Source organism: Paraburkholderia panacisoli (genome assembly GCF_008369935.1).
Taxonomy (GTDB): domain Bacteria; phylum Pseudomonadota; class Gammaproteobacteria; order Burkholderiales; family Burkholderiaceae; genus Paraburkholderia; species Paraburkholderia panacisoli.
In genome coordinates this window covers 38,263-54,129 of sequence record NZ_VTUZ01000055.1, presented here as the reverse complement: position 1 = coordinate 54,129, position 15,867 = coordinate 38,263, and the positions used below count along the sequence as shown (strand labels likewise).

17 protein-coding genes and 1 pseudogene are annotated in these 15,867 nt (G+C 58.7%); 10 read left to right on the top strand and 8 right to left on the bottom strand.

The annotated features are described in order from the left end of the window. Positions 1 to 785 precede the first annotated feature (785 nt). The 3 genes and pseudogenes from FVF58_RS43925 to FVF58_RS53650 all read left to right on the top strand — a co-directional run. A pseudogene (locus tag FVF58_RS43925) lies at positions 786 to 982 on the top strand (cold-shock protein); the annotation flags it as partial. Positions 983 to 1,245: 263 nt separating this feature from the next. Further along, positions 1,246 to 1,425: a DUF2934 domain-containing protein gene (locus FVF58_RS43920; RefSeq protein ID WP_149675853.1), complete on the top strand. Its 180-nt coding sequence runs from the start codon at positions 1,246 to 1,248 to the stop codon at positions 1,423 to 1,425. A 1,178-nt stretch (positions 1,426 to 2,603) separates the two neighbouring features. Continuing rightward, positions 2,604 to 2,756 (top strand): hypothetical protein, encoded by a 153-nt coding sequence (locus FVF58_RS53650; protein WP_246217484.1) that lies wholly within the window; start codon positions 2,604 to 2,606, stop codon positions 2,754 to 2,756. A 351-nt stretch (positions 2,757 to 3,107) separates the two neighbouring features. On the opposite strand, the gene FVF58_RS43910 is transcribed toward FVF58_RS53650, so the two are convergent. Beyond that, positions 3,108 to 3,425, bottom strand: coding sequence for a P-II family nitrogen regulator (locus FVF58_RS43910; RefSeq protein ID WP_149675856.1), 318 nt, complete (start codon positions 3,423 to 3,425; stop codon positions 3,108 to 3,110). A 360-nt stretch (positions 3,426 to 3,785) separates the two neighbouring features. Beyond that, positions 3,786 to 3,857, bottom strand: a complete 72-nt coding sequence (locus FVF58_RS55035) for a hypothetical protein (protein ID WP_425469024.1) — start codon at positions 3,855 to 3,857, stop codon at positions 3,786 to 3,788. Here FVF58_RS55035 and FVF58_RS53645 point away from each other — a divergent pair. Further along, complete coding sequence (locus FVF58_RS53645) at positions 3,825 to 4,121, top strand: hypothetical protein (RefSeq protein ID WP_246217483.1); 297 nt, start codon at positions 3,825 to 3,827, stop codon at positions 4,119 to 4,121. The genes FVF58_RS55035 and FVF58_RS53645 overlap by 33 nt on opposite strands. Positions 4,122 to 4,528: 407 nt before the next feature. Next, entirely contained in the window at positions 4,529 to 4,678 is a 150-nt protein-coding gene (locus FVF58_RS51995; protein ID WP_188131139.1) for a hypothetical protein, read from the top strand. 61 nt (positions 4,679 to 4,739) lie between these two features. On the opposite strand, the gene FVF58_RS43900 is transcribed toward FVF58_RS51995, so the two are convergent. Further along, positions 4,740 to 5,651 (bottom strand): sterol desaturase family protein, encoded by a 912-nt coding sequence (locus FVF58_RS43900; protein ID WP_149675851.1) that lies wholly within the window; start codon positions 5,649 to 5,651, stop codon positions 4,740 to 4,742. A gap of 551 nt (positions 5,652 to 6,202) precedes the next feature. On the opposite strand from FVF58_RS43900, the gene FVF58_RS43895 reads away from it, so the two are divergent. Next, entirely contained in the window at positions 6,203 to 6,823 is a 621-nt protein-coding gene (locus FVF58_RS43895) for an SEL1-like repeat protein (RefSeq protein WP_149675850.1), read from the top strand. 63 nt (positions 6,824 to 6,886) lie between these two features. Here FVF58_RS43895 and FVF58_RS43890 read toward each other — a convergent pair whose 3' ends face one another. Continuing rightward, positions 6,887 to 7,081 (bottom strand): hypothetical protein, encoded by a 195-nt coding sequence (locus FVF58_RS43890; protein ID WP_149675849.1) that lies wholly within the window; start codon positions 7,079 to 7,081, stop codon positions 6,887 to 6,889. 107 nt (positions 7,082 to 7,188) lie between these two features. Between FVF58_RS43890 and FVF58_RS43885 the strand changes: the two genes are divergently transcribed. The 4 genes from FVF58_RS43885 to FVF58_RS43875 all read left to right on the top strand — a co-directional run bounded on the left by FVF58_RS43885 (position 7,189) and on the right by FVF58_RS43875 (position 10,991). Beyond that, positions 7,189 to 7,794 carry an IS607 family transposase gene (locus tag FVF58_RS43885; protein ID WP_149675848.1) on the top strand — a complete coding sequence of 202 codons (606 nt, stop codon included), beginning with the start codon at positions 7,189 to 7,191 and terminating at the stop codon, positions 7,792 to 7,794. After that, the gene (locus FVF58_RS53640) at positions 7,791 to 8,306 is read left to right on the top strand and encodes an RNA-guided endonuclease InsQ/TnpB family protein (RefSeq protein ID WP_342802442.1); all 516 of its coding nucleotides are present in this window, start codon (positions 7,791 to 7,793) and stop codon (positions 8,304 to 8,306) included. The genes FVF58_RS43885 and FVF58_RS53640 overlap by 4 nt, the downstream gene beginning before the upstream one ends. Then, positions 8,212 to 8,991 carry an RNA-guided endonuclease InsQ/TnpB family protein gene (locus FVF58_RS43880; protein WP_246217482.1) on the top strand — a complete coding sequence of 260 codons (780 nt, stop codon included), beginning with the start codon at positions 8,212 to 8,214 and terminating at the stop codon, positions 8,989 to 8,991. Before FVF58_RS53640 ends, FVF58_RS43880 begins: the two co-directional genes overlap by 95 nt. 611 nt (positions 8,992 to 9,602) lie before the next feature. Then, positions 9,603 to 10,991: a hypothetical protein gene (locus FVF58_RS43875; RefSeq protein WP_149675847.1), complete on the top strand. Its 1,389-nt coding sequence runs from the start codon at positions 9,603 to 9,605 to the stop codon at positions 10,989 to 10,991. 1,879 nt (positions 10,992 to 12,870) lie between these two features. On the opposite strand, the gene FVF58_RS43860 is transcribed toward FVF58_RS43875, so the two are convergent. The 4 genes from FVF58_RS43860 to FVF58_RS43845 form a co-directional block, all read right to left on the bottom strand. Further along, positions 12,871 to 13,212 (bottom strand): hypothetical protein, encoded by a 342-nt coding sequence (locus tag FVF58_RS43860; protein ID WP_149675846.1) that lies wholly within the window; start codon positions 13,210 to 13,212, stop codon positions 12,871 to 12,873. A gap of 430 nt (positions 13,213 to 13,642) precedes the next feature. Continuing rightward, positions 13,643 to 13,945 (bottom strand): type II toxin-antitoxin system RelE/ParE family toxin, encoded by a 303-nt coding sequence (locus FVF58_RS43855; protein ID WP_149675845.1) that lies wholly within the window; start codon positions 13,943 to 13,945, stop codon positions 13,643 to 13,645. After that, positions 13,942 to 14,184 carry a type II toxin-antitoxin system ParD family antitoxin gene (locus FVF58_RS43850; RefSeq protein WP_149675844.1) on the bottom strand — a complete coding sequence of 81 codons (243 nt, stop codon included), beginning with the start codon at positions 14,182 to 14,184 and terminating at the stop codon, positions 13,942 to 13,944. Before FVF58_RS43850 ends, FVF58_RS43855 begins: the two co-directional genes overlap by 4 nt. Continuing rightward, positions 14,181 to 14,504: a hypothetical protein gene (locus tag FVF58_RS43845; RefSeq protein WP_149675843.1), complete on the bottom strand. Its 324-nt coding sequence runs from the start codon at positions 14,502 to 14,504 to the stop codon at positions 14,181 to 14,183. The genes FVF58_RS43850 and FVF58_RS43845 overlap by 4 nt, the downstream gene beginning before the upstream one ends. Between the last annotated feature and the right edge of the window lie 1,363 nt (positions 14,505 to 15,867).

The following is a 15,867-nucleotide window of genomic DNA, read 5'->3' as shown; positions in this document are numbered from 1 at the left end:
AGGTATCCGAGTCGGCAGCATCACCCCACAGGGTCGCGGTATCGGTCAAATCCGTGCCGATAAGTTCGCCAGCACGGGAATAGCCGTCCTGCACGCTGGTGACGGTTTTGTGAATCGGGTCGACGAGGAACGATACATCCACAAGCGTCTCTCCGTCAGGCCAGAGGCTATGCGGACCATGATACACGCCGAGGCTGTGCGCGAAACCGTCCCGGCTGGCAGCGCGTTGCTCTGGCACACTGGCCATACGGGTCGAACACGGCTTCCGCGGTACGTACGCTGGTTGAATCTCATACAAATTGAGCCAACATGCAGGTAAGCACCGAAAGTCTTGTCGACATGTTGCAGGAAATCGAGACGGCAGACCCTATCGATTACGCCGACTGCCGTTTGGCGAGAAGGAACTGCGTCGGCTTGTATTCGGTTCACTCGTGGAACCCCACAAACCGGTTCAGAAGGACCTGAACGTCGATGACGTTCGCGCCATGTACTAACCTGGGCGGCATATTGTCCCGGCGCAGTAGGGCTGTGAGCCGTGAGTACGCGGCTGACGACGCATCCCGGCGCACCCGCGAAGGGTACTAGCGCACTATCGAGCGGTCCGCCCCCCGTATTACCGGATTGACCCACGTACCACAGCAGACTACAACTTCACTGTCACTGCCGAAGTCCCCGGAAAGCGGTCGGGCCCGGTGATTGAGCCGGCGCACTCGAAGCAACGGTTGCAATAAATGTACGGCTTGCGCACCGGATTAAACGCACTCTTCAAATTTGTAGGAGTGGGTTTGGCGACTGGAACGGTGAAGTGGTTTAACGACTCGAAGGGGTTTGGATTCATCACGCAGGACGACGGCGGGGACGACCTGCCCACTTCTCGGAAGTCAGCGCAGCAGGTTTCAGGACCTTGCCGGAGAATCAGAAGGTCAGCTTCGACGTGAAGACCGGTCCAAAGGGCAAGCAGACCGCAAATATCAAACTGGTCTGGGGAAAAGTCTGCATCTTGGAGTCTCACGATGCCCGGTCCGTCTGGCGTCGTACTTTCAAGGCGGAGTCGTGCGAGAGCGTCTGGTGAAAAAGTGCCGCCCGGCACCAAGCGTCGAAATCCGGCATCCAACACGGAGCCCTGCGGTCGCCGGACTGGCTCTTTCTGCTCGCGCGTCGGCTCTTCCCCGTTCCGCCGTCGAAACGATAGGCCGGGCGACAACAGGCGTGGCTGTTCGTGAATAATCTACTGGAGAGACTGCAATGGACAATGTTTCGCGGGAAGAGAAGATTCGTGTGCGGGCCTATGAGCTCTGGCAAAAAGACGGCAGCCCCGAGGAACGCGCCGGAGAGTATTGGGAGCAGGCCCAGGCCCAGATAGACGAAGAAGAATACGCGGCCAACGAGAGCGGAACTGAGCCAAAGAGCCGGCTGCCCAAGTGACATAAACCGGACGCTGAAGAGGAGCCCCGCCGTCGACCGCCCAGCGGAGCCATAACTCGGCGTTCCCATTTCGGTGCCGCCCTGACCTGCACCGGAGCCCCCAGCACCACTTGTGCCCGCACCCTGCGCATAGGCGGCGCCAGACAAACTCAAAATGAATACCGATAACGGTAATCCTGCGTAGCAACTCGCATGATGGTCGCCCTCGTGAGCAAAGCGCCCAGTTGCGACCCGGGTCGGTGCAACCGCCGCTGCGTTGATTCGCGCAATTCCCGTGCCGCTGATGACCCTCGCAAAGGTTCCTCAATTTTACCGTTCGCGGTTGGCCGTCCCAGGAACTATTGCGAGCAAGAGCGAAGGTCCGCGCACTGGCATGCGAATGCCGCTGCGCCGCACTGCAGGAGGTTCCCTGGACGCTGCTGTCCATCTTCAAGGCGGTCAACATACCGTCTACAGAATGCAAGTGAGCTGGCGAGAATCCAGGGCGATAACTGTTGCACGCCAACTTATGGAGAGAGATTGTTCACTGACAGGGGGCAGGTGGCATATAAATTTACCGACCGAGTTAAGCCTTGCTGAACCTTGGACTTCGACTGCGTCGGCACGAGCCAGCAGCCGTCGCATGCACTGGCATCAGGCACTGCATGCGATTTGCAAACAACGGTCGTCGTGGCATGCGTGTTGCGCGTCCAAAGGCATCAACCTTTCAGGAGTACATGACTGACATTTAAGAGTTCTGTCCCCGACAAGCGGCATACGACGCGGCCGCCGCCTGTCGGACAGCCGCACACGCAGCACCCAGTCCGTTTGGGTCGCTGCCTCCCTCACGGAGGAAATCATGACGAATCATCGAAAGAGACAGACACGCGACACGGGCCGCGATGATGATAAAGATGAGCGACCAGGAGACACCCCGAACTCGTCTGGCTCGCCAGTGCCCGACAGCGCTGCTCCGGTCTTGCAGTCAGAGGACCAAGACGCATTGGTCGACGAAGACGCGCCGGGATGAGATGCGACGGAAAGAGGCGTTGCGCCGAGACGGTACATTTCCAGCTAGGGACGCAGCGAGTGGAGATAGCTGCCAGCACGACCTCTTTGATGGCAACCCTGACGCCTGGAAGACGTATGTCGCCCATATGCAGAAGAAAGTGGGATGGTTTGGGACCGGGCTTCCCGAGATGAAAAGAAGCGTCTCGGACGAAGCGGTGCACGTTGCCGCTGAAGAAGCGAGTCCGGTCGAAGCATCGGTCGAGGCCGTGCCGCCCGCTGAGTGGGATGCGCCCGACGAGAAGAAGGGTTGGCCTTGGCCCCAGCCAGGGTCGACGTCCTGACGCACTTCTGCTCGCGGCGTCTACCGCAGATTCCAGATTCCCGAGGGCCCGAACTCGGCCCTGGCGACAGCACCCTCAAGACAAAAGCCTGAGCTTCTTCTTGCACAAAACAGTACGGGCTGTTGCCGTAGAGCAGTGGTTGCAAGCCGTCGCTCACGCGTCGAAGGCCGAGATGCGAGGTTGATGCTGTTCGTGTGCCATTTAAAGCTCCGATGGAATGGCCGGCGACAAGACCGGCTCATTTCATCGAGCAACGCACGGACCCAGTCTGCAACGTTGTCTTTTTCGGCCTCCCGTGCCAGAGCCAGGGCGACCGCACTCAGGACCATCGGCGTGAAGCCGTCAGGCAGGTCAAGGTATTGCCTCAGACTGCGTGCGGACGCGGAAAAACCTTTCGACGGGAATAATCGCGACTATGCCGTCTCCGGCCGGCCCGACGTGCGCGATATCCATGATTGCTCTTACAAGGGTTTCAACGTCCGATGCCTGGGCGAAAATTTCGATTTTGATGTGCTCGGTCGTCCAATCATCGGCAAACTGCTTCGGATGCACGCCGAACCCTTTTACCTTGCTAACGGTTATGCCGTGGATATCAATAGCGCCGAGCCTCTTTTCCAGAGTTTGCAGAACGTCCGGCCGAACAACCGCCACAACACATTTAAGTTCCATGTCTTGCTCCTCGTTGACTCCTTGATGGAAGGACGTCATGCGCTGTTCCCCCTTCGGCGCCCACCTTGCATCAACTACTGCCTGAGTCTTCCCTGCATCTCGAACTCCGTCTTGTGTCATCTGATAGTGTATCTCTGCCGTACGTTGGGGAACCGGACAAGTTACTGCAATCCGGTCTTCAAAGCATTGCAAGTGCAACGGCGGCGTATCGGCGTTGGCGAGCGTGATAGGTGCCTGCGCCGGCTTCTTCGGGTCGTTGGCCTCTTTTCCATTGACAGCGACCGTTGCTTCACGCGTAGCCCCCGCCGTTGCACCATATGCGTCGATTACTTTTGCGTATTTGACGGAATTGCCGCTGTGTTACTCAGTGCTGAAGTACCCTGGTTCCGCTACCGTCACATGAATTCCCAATGGGGCGACCTCGATGGCCAAGCACTCGGTGATGCCTTCTACGGCGAATTTCGTCGCGCAATAGCTATCTGGCTGCAACGGAACGGACTGACGGCAAGCTGGCTTGAGCGGATTGAAGTTGTCGCCGAGGCGCGTGAAATCGCTCGCGCGGTCGTAGAGCATGAACTCAACGATGAAGGCGATGCGCGGCCCGAGCAGCTATTTACTTCTGCAATGACGGTTCAATACGCATCTCCCGTTGTTGCCAAAATCTGGAGGCGATGTAACAGTTCACTCTCAAATTGATACGCGGATTCGTTCCAGGCACAGACCGAAAATGGAACCGGACACGTACAAGGGATACAGCATTTGGGGCCACGCGATTCCTCAGCATGACGGCTTCCCCGTATGTACAACTCTGCTGCCCACACCACAAGGGCGTGGACAGCCGCCCGATGGGCGGTTCCAGAGATGCACACACTCGAAGGTCTGACGCGCCGGCTTCGCCGGCTTGCTCAAATGTGAAAATAGCTGTTCAAAAACCGACCAAAAGAGCACATTTGATTTGACATTCAGTTTTGGTTGCTTAACACGACATTCCTGGCGTAATGTCGAGCAACGCGAAGAGTCCGAACAGCGACGCCTGCTGTATCGCAGTTTGGGGCTTCATCTGAACTCACCGCAACCAATTTGCCAGTTAGAACCCGGATGATATGCACGAGAAACACGGCATCGCGTTCGTCACCGACGAAATTTCGGCCTTGGTGCCGTTTGATGTCAGAGGTTCTCGCCAGATGCACGGCAAAGCCCGCGACCATCAGACCATCGATCCACAGGTCGCATTATCCCGAATGCGGGATTGAAACCTGAAAACGCAGCAAGGCGCATGTCTGCAACATGCGCCTTCCGCTTTCCACCGTGGCATTAGCCACTGGCGACTTTGCACGCGTTAGGTTCTTTGCTCTTGCGGCGCAGCTCTTCCGTCATTTCGCCTCCGCCGTTCGGCAGCCAGCCCGGCGGCTGGATCACGTGGTTGATTGCGATCCACGGGCTCTTCGCCTTGACGACATCGCGGATCAACGTGGCCCAGTGTTCGAACTCGACGACGAAGGGGTTGCGCGACGTGGTCGGCGTCACGAGACCGTAGCGGCAGGGTTCGTCGGCGCGTTCTTCGACGTAGGTGCCGAACAGCCGGTCGAAGATGATCAGCACGCCACCGTAATTCGCGTCCAGGTAATCGACGTTCGACGCATGGTGCACCCGGTGCGCAGACGGCGTATTGAACACATATTCGAACCAGCCGAGTTTGGGAATGTACGTGGTGTGCAACCAGGACTGATACATCAGATTAAGGAAGAGCGTCAGCATCACGACCTCTGGCTTGATCCCAAGCCAGACAAGCGGCGCGAAGAAGAGCGTCGTGCCCGTCAGCTTGCCGGTCACACCGAGACGGTACGCGGTTGAAAGCGTCAGCTGGTTCGGCGAATGGTGCACGGCATGCGTGGCCCAGAAGAAGCGTACCCGATGCGACGCACGGTGATACCAGTAGTAGCAGAACTCCAGCCCGATGAAGAGCGCGAACACCATCAGCGCGCTATTGATCTCGACCGTAAAGATGCGATGGTCGTAGACGAAGCTGAAAAGAGGTGTCGCAAGCGAGACCGGCAGCAGGGCCATCAATCGGCGCACAGCTAGGTCGAACAGGGAAATCCACACCTCATACCATGCAAATGATGTGGCGGCATTCTTGTTGCGGCTGAGCACGACTGCTTCGATCAGTGAGATGACGACGACGACGCCCGTGACGAAAAGGAGAAGTTCTGTGAAGGATTCCATGACGATGCCATAACGGTTTGTGGCGGGAGTATCGTCTGCGGTGGCGTTCGGTCATTGCGTCGCATCCGATAGGCGCACTTTAGACAGGGTGCGCGCGAGCGGCTACACAGAAGTTATTTCACCCTGTGTCATGGGACGGACAGCCTTTTCCCGCAGGCCTCGCGGCCTGTTTCAACGCACCTTCAATGCACCGACGAAACGTCCGGATGCCGAGGCCAGTCACATCATTCCGCTTCTCCTTCCGCCTCGTCGAAGGACGGCGGGCGGAGGTCGCAAACGACCTCCAGCATCATGACACCGTCACGCGAGCGGCACTGTCGCAGCGGTCCCGGCCTCCCGTAACGAATCGTCAAGGCAGTTGGACCCGGCCGTGAACCCTCTAGCCAACGTACATTTTCACAACAGAGCATCACAGGCTTTCTACAGATTCGGCGCATTCCGTGCACCATGGGCGCGGACACATTTGTTACGAAGCCGCACCTCAAGCCCGGTTGCAATCAGCGAAAGGTGAGCTAGAATGAGGTGCACTCTTCACCAAGGGATCGCTCACCATGCAAATGGAAAGCTGGGTGGGGACAATCGAGCGTGAATGGCATCAGTTACGCCACGCCGACCCCACACTGGATGTCGAAAAGTTCTCCCGCCACGTTGTCGCGGCAAACAAGATTGGATTCCTTTCACCGGAGTCACTCGCCGCGATCGCCAATGCACTTCTCACCAGCAGGTTAAGCCGCGCACCGTATCTAGGCCGCTGGTTACTCGAGCGCATTGGCGCGAACCGCCATCCAGCCTGGCGAATGGCCATGGCCATATCCCTCGTCACACCAACAGGAGGCGACGCGGACTTTGAAAGAGGTAACGTGATTCTTGAAGATGTGATGAAGGATGAGACCGCGGACGGTCGTCTGCGCGGCATGGCCGCCGCCGCACTGGGCGACAGCGCCCGACTGGGGCGAGGCATGGATGCGGATGTGAGCCGTGCGCGCTCGCTCTACGAGCAGGCGATTGAATTGGGGCACAAAACATCTGCACACAATCTCGGACTTTTCTGGGAGGGCGTGTGGGGTGCAGAAGACAGGAACGTTGTCCCGGACCGCACCAAGGCCATGCAGAGCTATCGACGCGGTGGAGATGACAAACGCTGCCAACGCCGTCTGGAAGCGCTGCGTTGAAGCCCTACCGCCTGACAGTCGGGCGGGTAGAAGGTTTCAGAGGCACCCGACGGATTTCTTCCGTCAATGGAGAAAAGCAAGGCTGCGAAGAAGAGACTCGCCGTGCGCCGTGACGCGGGCACGCACTGCGCCACCAGCAAGTCGCTCGAGTGCGACAAGCTGACGCTCCAGCAACGTACCCAGCTCTTCCCGATCGGCAATCTGATCCGCGGAGTCCTTGACCAGCATCAATGTTGCAAATTCGTGGGCGCTTAGCACGGGATGGTCCTGACGGAGAGAAAGAAATGCTGCTCGTCAGCGTTTGCGGTGACGGGGGATGGCAACTGAGTTCACTTATCTCCAGCAATCTGCTCTAATCTTTTCTTATGGAAAAGAGACTTGTGAAGATTGGTGAAGCAGCAACGATGCTCGGCGTCGCAATCTCCACCCTGCGTAAGTGGGAGGAGACCGGCGAACTGCTGCCCGCACGCAAGACAGCCGGCGGCACGCGCTATTACGCCGTCTCGGATCTGCTCGGTATCGGCAATGAGGACGTACCGACGGTCTGCTATGCCCGTGTCTCGTCGCACGACCAGAAGGCGGACCTTGAGCGTCAGCATGCGATGCTGGAAAGCTACTGCGCCGCTAAAGGCTGGCGCTGCGAGGTCATCAAAGACCTTGGCAGTGGCATGAACTACCACAAGAAAGGTTTGAACAGACTGCTCGAAATGATTCTGCGCAAGCAGATGAAGCGGCTCGTCATTACGCACAAGGATCGCCTTCTGCGCTTCGGCTCCGAGTTGGTGTTCGCCATGTGCGCGGCGCAGAACATCGAGATCGTCATCATTCACAAGGGCGATCAGCCGTCGTTCGAGGAAGAGCTCGCGAAGGACGTGCTCGAAATCATTACGGTGTTCTCGGCGCGCTTGTACGGCTCGCGCAGCAAAAAGAACAGGCAGCTTCTCGACGCGCTCAAGGACGCCGCCAGGTGAGTGTGCGCGTCCATAAAATCCGCCTTGATCCGACCGCAGAGCAAGCGAAGTATTTCGCTCGCGCGTGCGGCGTGGCCCGGTTCGCCTATAACTGGGCGCTGGCGGAATGGAAGCGGCAATACGAGGCGGGGGCAAAGCCGAACGAGGCCGCGCTGCGTAAGCAACTGAACGCGATCAAGGCCGTCGAATTCCCGTGGATGGCAGAGGTAACGAAGTGCGCGCCGCAGGTCGCAATCATGAATGTCGGGCTCGCATTCGACCACTTTTTCCGCCGCGTGAAGCTCGGCCAGAAGCCCGGATACCCGCGCTTCAAGCGCAAACTCGTTCCGCGCCGACAATGGGCCCGTGAACGCGTCCAGTCACGCCGTGCAGGTGCTCGGCAAGACCGTGAAACTCCCGCGTTGCGGCGTCGTTCGCATGCGCGAGGAATTGCGCTTTGCTGGCCGCGTGCTGGGCGCGACTGTGAGCCGCACGGCCGATGGATGGTATGTGGCGCTGGCCGTGGAGACTGAGGAACGCCTGAAGGCCGCAGAGGATCGCGGCGCGGTCGGCGTAGACCTTGGCATCAGGACGCTGGCAACATTCAGCGACGGCAGCGGCGCGCCCGCGCTCAAGCCGCACCGCGCAGAGCACAAGCGCATCGTGCGCCTGTCGCGCTCGCTGTCGTGCAAACAGAAGGGAAGTGCAAACCGGGCCAAAGCGAAAGCCAAGCTCGCCCGGCTGCACCTGCGTATCGCGAACGTCCGCAAGGATGCTTTGCACAAACTGACTACGACACTCGCAACGAAGTACTCGACCATCGGTATCGAGGACCTGAACGTCTCGGGCATGCTGAAGAACGGCAGGCTCGCGCGCGCCATCGCCGATGCAGGGTTCTTTGAGTTCCGTCGCCAACTCGAATACAAGGCCGCGATGACCGGCGCGCAGGTGATCGTGATCGACCGCTTCTATCCGAGCAGCAAGACGTGCTCGGGGTGCGGCGCGATCCACGCTATCACCTTGAGCGAGCGCGTCATCGAATGCGGCTGCGGGCTCAAGATGGACCGCGACCTGAACGCGGCCATCAACATTCGGCGTCAAGCTCTGGCGCAGCACTCTGTGGAGAGGAAGGCTCTGGCGGATGCTTCGGCAACCGTGAAACCGGCCTCTGTGAAGCAGAAAAAGTCAGCTTTGCACAGAAATGTGCAGGCTGCTTAGAGCGGTTCGGTGACTAACCACCACCGGTGGGATGACTACCGAGGGGGTAAAGCTTAGCGTCGAAATGTGACAGCATGAGGACGCCCTTTCCGGCGCTGGAGCCAGCCGCAGAGAACGTACGGCGACTGGCTTCTCGCAGATCGTCGGGCGAATGCTCGTCAAGGAGTTTATCGCGGAGCGAGGCGATGCCTGGCTCGAACCACCGGCTCGAGATCCATGACACGCTGGTTTTCGACGACGGCATGAAACGCGACGCGCGATGACGTTCCGAAATTTCGACCAGTGCCGCACGATGTCAAGCCCCGACCAGGACATTGCGGTCCGGTCCGTTGGGTTCGAGCGATGAATCAGGTTCGGGCCCGGTCCGGGGGTTATACGCATCCATCTTTCCTGCCCGTGGCAGCGAGCGTTTCACCAGATAACTTTGTTCGTATTCCTGATTGATTGACTTGTGGCACCGGATATATCACACCGAAGCAGCGCAAAGGTTCCACCTTAAAAACGTAGTGAGTATTTTCAACGGATAACGCAACTGACGCGTCCGGGTCAGCATCGCCTCATTTATAATTGCAGCACTCAGAGTATCAACGATCGCATGGAGCCCCCACTTTATGAGTCAAGCCCGCGGACGATATGCGGGATCTCGGGACAGCGTCGGCCAACACCCACCTCGCCACGTAAAGAAATCCCCGCCCAACCGGCAGGGACAGAAGTATGTGAAGGCGCCTCCTCGAGACTCCGCCCAGACAGCCTCCATTTTCAAAACCCGATCGTTTCAGTTTCTGGTCGATGCGGTCGGCGCGGAGAACATCGCGATAGCACTCGAATCGAACATGACACGAGTGGCCGAACTGATGAAGGGCGAGAGGTTTACGCCCGAGACCGCATTTCACATGGAAACCACGCTCGGGCTGCCGCATGGCTTTTTTGACCAGCCCCATCCCGCGCTCGCGGCCGAGACCATTGCTCGCCTGAAGTCACCGCTCGACTTCCTTCAAACGGACGACGTACCAGAAGTAGCGTCTGAAGCACTCAAGCCGACCTCTACCCTGCCCGTCGATCAGAAACCAATTATTGAAGACAGTCTGTCGGAGGAAGTGCAAATGCCAAAGAAAGTAGCTGGCGGATCGCCGGAAACCCAGAAGAATCGCCGGAGCGAAACGGCTGGGCAGGTAAAACCTCATGCACCGCTAGAAGCTTCACCGTCGAAAGCCAGGACGTCCCGTCAAGCGCCCCAGCAGCAAGCGCTGGCACTAAGCGAGAATGCCGAGGTGGAAAACATCCGGCGTGCCAACCTCCACGTCCTCACGAGTCGCAACGGATCGAAAGCAAGACTCGGAGTGGTCATGGAGATGACCGGGTCAAACACGGCCCATCGGCTATATGGCAAGAAGCGCATGGACAGTGTAGAAGCAAACCGGTTCACCGAGCGACTTGGGTTGCCGATGGGCTGGCTGGACGTGCCGCGTACCGAAGCCGAGATTCCGGAGTCCGTGGCGCTTCTGCTGACGCCGGCTTCGCGGGCTCGCGTGTCGGGTCAACAGCACGAGACGCCGTCTGTCGCGGCGAATGACAAAGTTTCAGGGAAGCTCGCCAATGCGAAGGGGCGCGCCCGACGCGCGCGTGCAGGCGTTCCAAACGGTGTGGAAAGCCCCTCACCGGTTTCAGCGGATGTCGCAGAAGAAAAGGAGTCGATCGTTCTCAGCCCGGAAGTTCATGTCGGCGATTCCCACGACAACCTTGTCGGCCGCTCACTCGACGAAAGTGTTGGCGAGACCCCCGCGGCCATCGCGGCAACCGTTGAGTTGTTGCCTGCTTCCGCAAGGCCACAGCCAAGCCCGGTACCGCTCCCCCTAGCTTCTGTAACCAGCCTCGACAATCTTCTTGGCATCGAACCGATAGCGGAAGCATTGATCAAGACGCTGGCAGGTAAAGCACGCACGGGCCGACTGGACGAATTGAAAGCTCTGGAACTTTTACAGCAGGCGCTCCTGTTGTGATTCGGCGGTGACAGACCACCTGCTCTCGTGCCGTCACGGATGAATCACATCGAGGTCTCAGCAGACTCGAGTAGTCCCCGAGCAGGCCAGTCGGTATGTAGGAAAGCGGAATTCGTTGGACTAGTGCACAGTTCGCTGGACTTGAAAACATAGAAATCGCCGAATTTGCCGGAAAGCGTCCGGCTTTCACCTCAGTAGACGGTTTGGCATCTTCCAACCTGGAAGCATCTTCATCGCGGTTGCTGCAACGCGCTCCGTTTGCGGAGCACGGCAATCGGCCATGCGCGTCCGGTCAACGAGCGGAGAAATGCAAGGAACGGATGCACCGGTACTGCCCCGAAGCAATCCTGTGGACCCACGCCGTCAATCACTGCGGCTATATCCAGTCCCGCCATGCCATCGGACGCGTGCTCGCAGCAGCTTAGCTGTGAAGCGCTCAAGGCACCGCGCTTTCCGATTCTGACCTTTGACGATTCGCAGCCCGACAGGCCGTTGGGCCGCGGGTTCAGGATCGACTGGCTCATGCCCGGCGAGTCCCTTGTCTCGATCCTCTGGAAATTCGCCTGCGCCAACGCACTGCCAGGCGATGCGCTGATGCGCCTGATGTGCCCCGACGCTGATCCACTTGAAGGGATGATCCCACTGCGAAGCGCGCTCGACCTCAATCACCTTCGACGGCTGCTGCGACTACCTGTGAATGTGTTGCGCACATCGTTGCTCGACAGGAGCCCGGGCGATCGGTACCACGCGACTTTCAGGTATTGCCGGCAGTGCGCCGCTCACGGCTACCACAGTGTGCTGCATCAGCTTGCGGAGGAAGATCGCTGTGCGGCCCATCGGCTAGAACTTCGGACCCGATGTCCACAGTGCCGCCGGCAGAGTCCGTTCATGATCAACAGCAGCGTAATCGAAGCGCCATTCCGCTGCGTCTGGTGTCGTTCACATTTCTGCTATGGGCTGCTCCCGGTCCGTTCAACGACGCAGGCGATGCGACGGCAGGACCGCCACTGTCTCCAGGACCGGTTGCTTCTACGACTCGGCAGTGATGCCTCGGGTGGGTCGAACGGGTAATCGCCGCATTTCGGGGCCGTCCCCGGGTGGCAGACTGCCCTCCCCTTTTGCGGCCCGGTTTATGGCGAAGCGAGGGAGAGGGTTGACAGCGAACGACGGTTAGTTGCATGTTTGCAACGCCGACGCGAGTTGACACATTTAATGACGCAGAAGAGACTGATTCAATACGTTCTACGAGAATTGAGGGGGATGACGCAACGCAGTGGTAGTCGTCCTGGCGCTCGTGGCGAACGACCAGGACCGTAACGTACCGATTCTTTTCCGTCAGGTGACTATCGGCGTCGACATCCGCCCCCTTTCGACTTCGCAAAGGGCGACATGGCCGAAGCCTCCAAACGAGAGGACGACCTCGCGCAGAAACGGATTGGCCTCATCCACCTTGCGGCAGGAACGGGAAGTCACGAAACAGACACGTTCCAACAATGGCGCTCAGAGTCTTTAAAGTCATCTCGGAGGTCACGCGTGTACCGGACCCGAGAATTCGCTGCGCCTTGCCCGTGGCCTTCACGCGCCCACAAGCTCTGCGTGTACGTCGTCAGCGTCGTAGTACTCGGTATCGCGCCGTGCCTGCCCACGCGAGCCAAGGTCCCGCACGACGAACTCGCGCTGCAAGCGTCAACGTGCCCCACCTTCGCGTAACGCTACTTTCACGAATGCGGATAGCGAGACGCCGTCAGGCGTTCGCTGGCAGCGAAGAGAGTTGAGCGCGCAGCAACGCCAACGACAGAGGAATCCTGATGAAATCGATCATCCGAGTTTTTTGCACGCTCTCTTTTACGCCAAGGTCATCCCCGCACCTTCCGTTTGTTTAATGCTCCGTATTCGCGGAGTTCGTACGGGTGTCACCTGAATCTGCCAACGTGGCGGGAGCTAGCCAATGAAAGGCTGCAAGCGACTTGCCGTTGAACCGACATTCCGCTTTTGCAGGTACGACCGTATTTGAGCGCTGATCTTCGACCATGCCAGTTACCAACACCGAGCGGCCGTCGGGCGACGGCTGGCTTTTGCTCACCGAGACGAGCGCGGGCTCTGCTTTGCTTTGCATCATCTGCTCGCACTGATCGGCGTTTTTTTCGGCCACGCTTGCGCACCCGGCGAAGGACGCCGCGGCGACAGTGAAAGCGATTGTAATAAGCCTACCTTTCTCCATACCTTTTCCTCACTACTGCCCAGATTTATATTGGTTCCAGATTCGCACCCTGCATCTGGCAAAAGGCGATTCTAGCGTTTACCTCCGCCCCGAAACGCAAGGACGGCCTCGAGTGCGAGCGATTCCCATACGGGTCGTTCCCGGTTGTCCAGCTCGTGCTTCCGCTGGCAACGACCACGCAAGAGGGTGCTTTTGACACCCCGTTAGTGAACATTCGGGTCGGCGATTTCGACAGCGACCAATAGATTGTTCGGGGGCGCCTGTCCCACGCCCCCTCGCCCCCTCGGCCCCAGCAGTTGGGCGTTTAGCGCATCGTCGACGAGCTCGCAGTGAGAAACGAAAGAGACCATCGTCCTATCGCACGTCTTACGCGACGATCACAAACACGATGCTGGGAGCGGCAATGCTCGTGACCGAGCCATTCGAGGAACTAGTTCCCGCCTGCCAGGTGTTGCGAAGGATCCATCCTCTGATGAAGTATCCGAATGACATCGACGAGCTCATCGTGCTCCTTGAAGAACACAACGTGCGCACCGACCAGCACACTTCGGTAACCGGCACGAACATGGGCAGCGGACCGGCTCGGTTGCGTGCCTAGCACCAACCCGATGATGGTGTCCTGAATCAGTCGGATATAGCGTTCGGCCTGCCCGGCCCCCCAATTTTCGACCGAGTAGTCCCAGATATCATCAAGATCGAGTTCCGCGGCTGGCGAAAGGACAAAACCCTTCACGTGGTCGACTTCCGTTTGCGAGCCAGGAAGGCGTCAAAGTCAAATGGCCTGGACGCACCCGAACGCTCTCCCTTTTCCAATTCTGAGCGCAGCGCATCGAGCTTAGCTTCCTGTTCTTCGAGCAAGCGAAGGCCAGCCCGCACCACGTCGCTCGCGGTGCTATAGCGCCCGGCGCGAACGCGGTCCTCGACAAAATCGGCGAAGTGTGTCCCTAGGGAAACGGACGTATTCTTGCTCATGATGGGCTCCGGCGGGCGATGAAGTCATAGTACCAAATTTTGGTATTTTGAGCCTCCCCGCCGGTTGCGGGCGCGCGCAGTGAAACTAATAGCGCGAGGGGGCGCGCACGGTCGATCAACTCCGCGCGAGTCAGGACACCCACTTCCGGCGAGGCAAGATCGTCGGACGAATGCTCGTCAAGGAGTTTATCGCGGAGCGAGGCGATGCCTGGCTCGAACCACCGGCTCAAGATCCATGACACGCTGGTTTTCGACGGCGACATGAAACGCGACGCGCGATGACATTCCGAAATTCTGACCAACTCCTTGCGTGTCGTCATGCTGATTTGCCTCATCACCTCGTGCCGCTCCCGCCGGACAATCCGGCACGGTAGCAAACTACGTGAGACAACCGTCGACCGAAATAAATGTCTCACCCCCCTGCCTAGCAATTACGGGCGCAAGCGCAGACCAGTTGACACTTTTAATAGCGGACAAAAGAGAGTGAAACAAACTGTGGGAGGTCAATTCATGCCGCTCGGCGCGCATTCGGCGAGTTCACAGCTATAGAAGTTTTGATTCAACCCGGCGGACCACGCCCTGTGCGAAGCCGTCTCACTGCATCGCCTACTCCAAGGTAGGTTGCCGCTATCTCGCTCCGTGAGCTTAGCTATCGGAGCGACGAAAGGATCGGACGTCTATCGCGCCTGCTAACCGCGAGAAAGACCGGAAAGCTGGCCGGCGGCAGCTCAACGTACGTTACAAATTACGTAACATTCACTACGAGTGAATCGGAGCCACGCCGAAATTATCGTTCTAGGCTCGCACAATCGCTGCGTTGTTGTTTCTAGTAAGAATGTGTCGTGAAACAATTGCCGGGAATTGCAAAGGAAGCGCCGATGGAAGGGGGTTTCGAGCAACTGAAAATTGTTCATCAATGTTTCACGGAGGTGGGCAGCCATGCCGCGGCTAACGTTCTCAAGTTACAGCGGTAAATCAAGTCGGGAGAACGGTAATCGCTTAGGTCTACGAAGCTAACTGCTCCCGCGAGCTTCGTGCCGGCCATCTACTCTCAGGGACCAAACCCGCGCTCCAAGTTTTACAGCCCCGAAATGCAACGGACCAACCCCGTATGCGGCGCAAGTTTGTCGTACACCCGGGCGGGCAGATGGCCAGTTCGTTGAGTTGCCTCGGTTCTCTGGGGTTGCCCCACGACGAACCGTTTTCCGTGGTGGTGGAGAACCGCAACCCGTAGCGCCGGAACGAACGCTCCAGATGCAGCGGCAGGCGTCGAGCCTCAAGGAGTAGCGCGAATGGTCGTCGAGCACCGTCGATGGCGAAGGGCGTCATCTGTGGTGCAGATCGATCCAGCTTTAGAAATCCGTCTCTCAGAGTTCGCCCAACTGTGTGTTCCAAGCGCTGCCACGGCGTGGCGGCCGAAAGCCGCCCAGGCGATCTGGCGGTGGCTATGCAGGATGGCGCACGGTGCGAGGGGCTCCTCCATGCGGCCCCGATCGCGCAGGCGCCGCTTGATTACAATCATGCGCCCGACCCACGCCGGGCGCGCTGGACTGACGGTGTTGTGCTTGCCAGACTCTGCTGGGCACAGCGCGAGCGGTCCACTAGCGTCGTGAGACCGTAGTCCTGTGCGTGAAGGCAAGCCGTTTATAGCGGCCCTTCGCACTAAAGGTGAAACGGCGGCAG

Coding starts and splice junctions, on each gene's coding strand:
- FVF58_RS43850 (WP_149675844.1), bottom strand. CDS start 14,184: ATGAGCAAGAATACGTCCGTTTCCCTAGGGACACACTTCGCCGATTTT.
- FVF58_RS53650 (WP_246217484.1), top strand. CDS start 2,604: ATGAAAAGAAGCGTCTCGGACGAAGCGGTGCACGTTGCCGCTGAAGAA.
- FVF58_RS43910 (WP_149675856.1), bottom strand. CDS start 3,425: ATGGAACTTAAATGTGTTGTGGCGGTTGTTCGGCCGGACGTTCTGCAA.
- FVF58_RS53645 (WP_246217483.1), top strand. CDS start 3,825: ATGAATTCCCAATGGGGCGACCTCGATGGCCAAGCACTCGGTGATGCC.
- FVF58_RS43880 (WP_246217482.1), top strand. CDS start 8,212: ATGCGCGAGGAATTGCGCTTTGCTGGCCGCGTGCTGGGCGCGACTGTG.
- FVF58_RS43920 (WP_149675853.1), top strand. CDS start 1,246: ATGGACAATGTTTCGCGGGAAGAGAAGATTCGTGTGCGGGCCTATGAG.
- FVF58_RS43900 (WP_149675851.1), bottom strand. CDS start 5,651: ATGGAATCCTTCACAGAACTTCTCCTTTTCGTCACGGGCGTCGTCGTC.
- FVF58_RS43895 (WP_149675850.1), top strand. CDS start 6,203: ATGCAAATGGAAAGCTGGGTGGGGACAATCGAGCGTGAATGGCATCAG.
- FVF58_RS43860 (WP_149675846.1), bottom strand. CDS start 13,212: ATGGAGAAAGGTAGGCTTATTACAATCGCTTTCACTGTCGCCGCGGCG.
- FVF58_RS43885 (WP_149675848.1), top strand. CDS start 7,189: ATGGAAAAGAGACTTGTGAAGATTGGTGAAGCAGCAACGATGCTCGGC.
- FVF58_RS43845 (WP_149675843.1), bottom strand. CDS start 14,504: ATGACGACACGCAAGGAGTTGGTCAGAATTTCGGAATGTCATCGCGCG.
- FVF58_RS43875 (WP_149675847.1), top strand. CDS start 9,603: ATGAGTCAAGCCCGCGGACGATATGCGGGATCTCGGGACAGCGTCGGC.
- FVF58_RS51995 (WP_188131139.1), top strand. CDS start 4,529: ATGCACGAGAAACACGGCATCGCGTTCGTCACCGACGAAATTTCGGCC.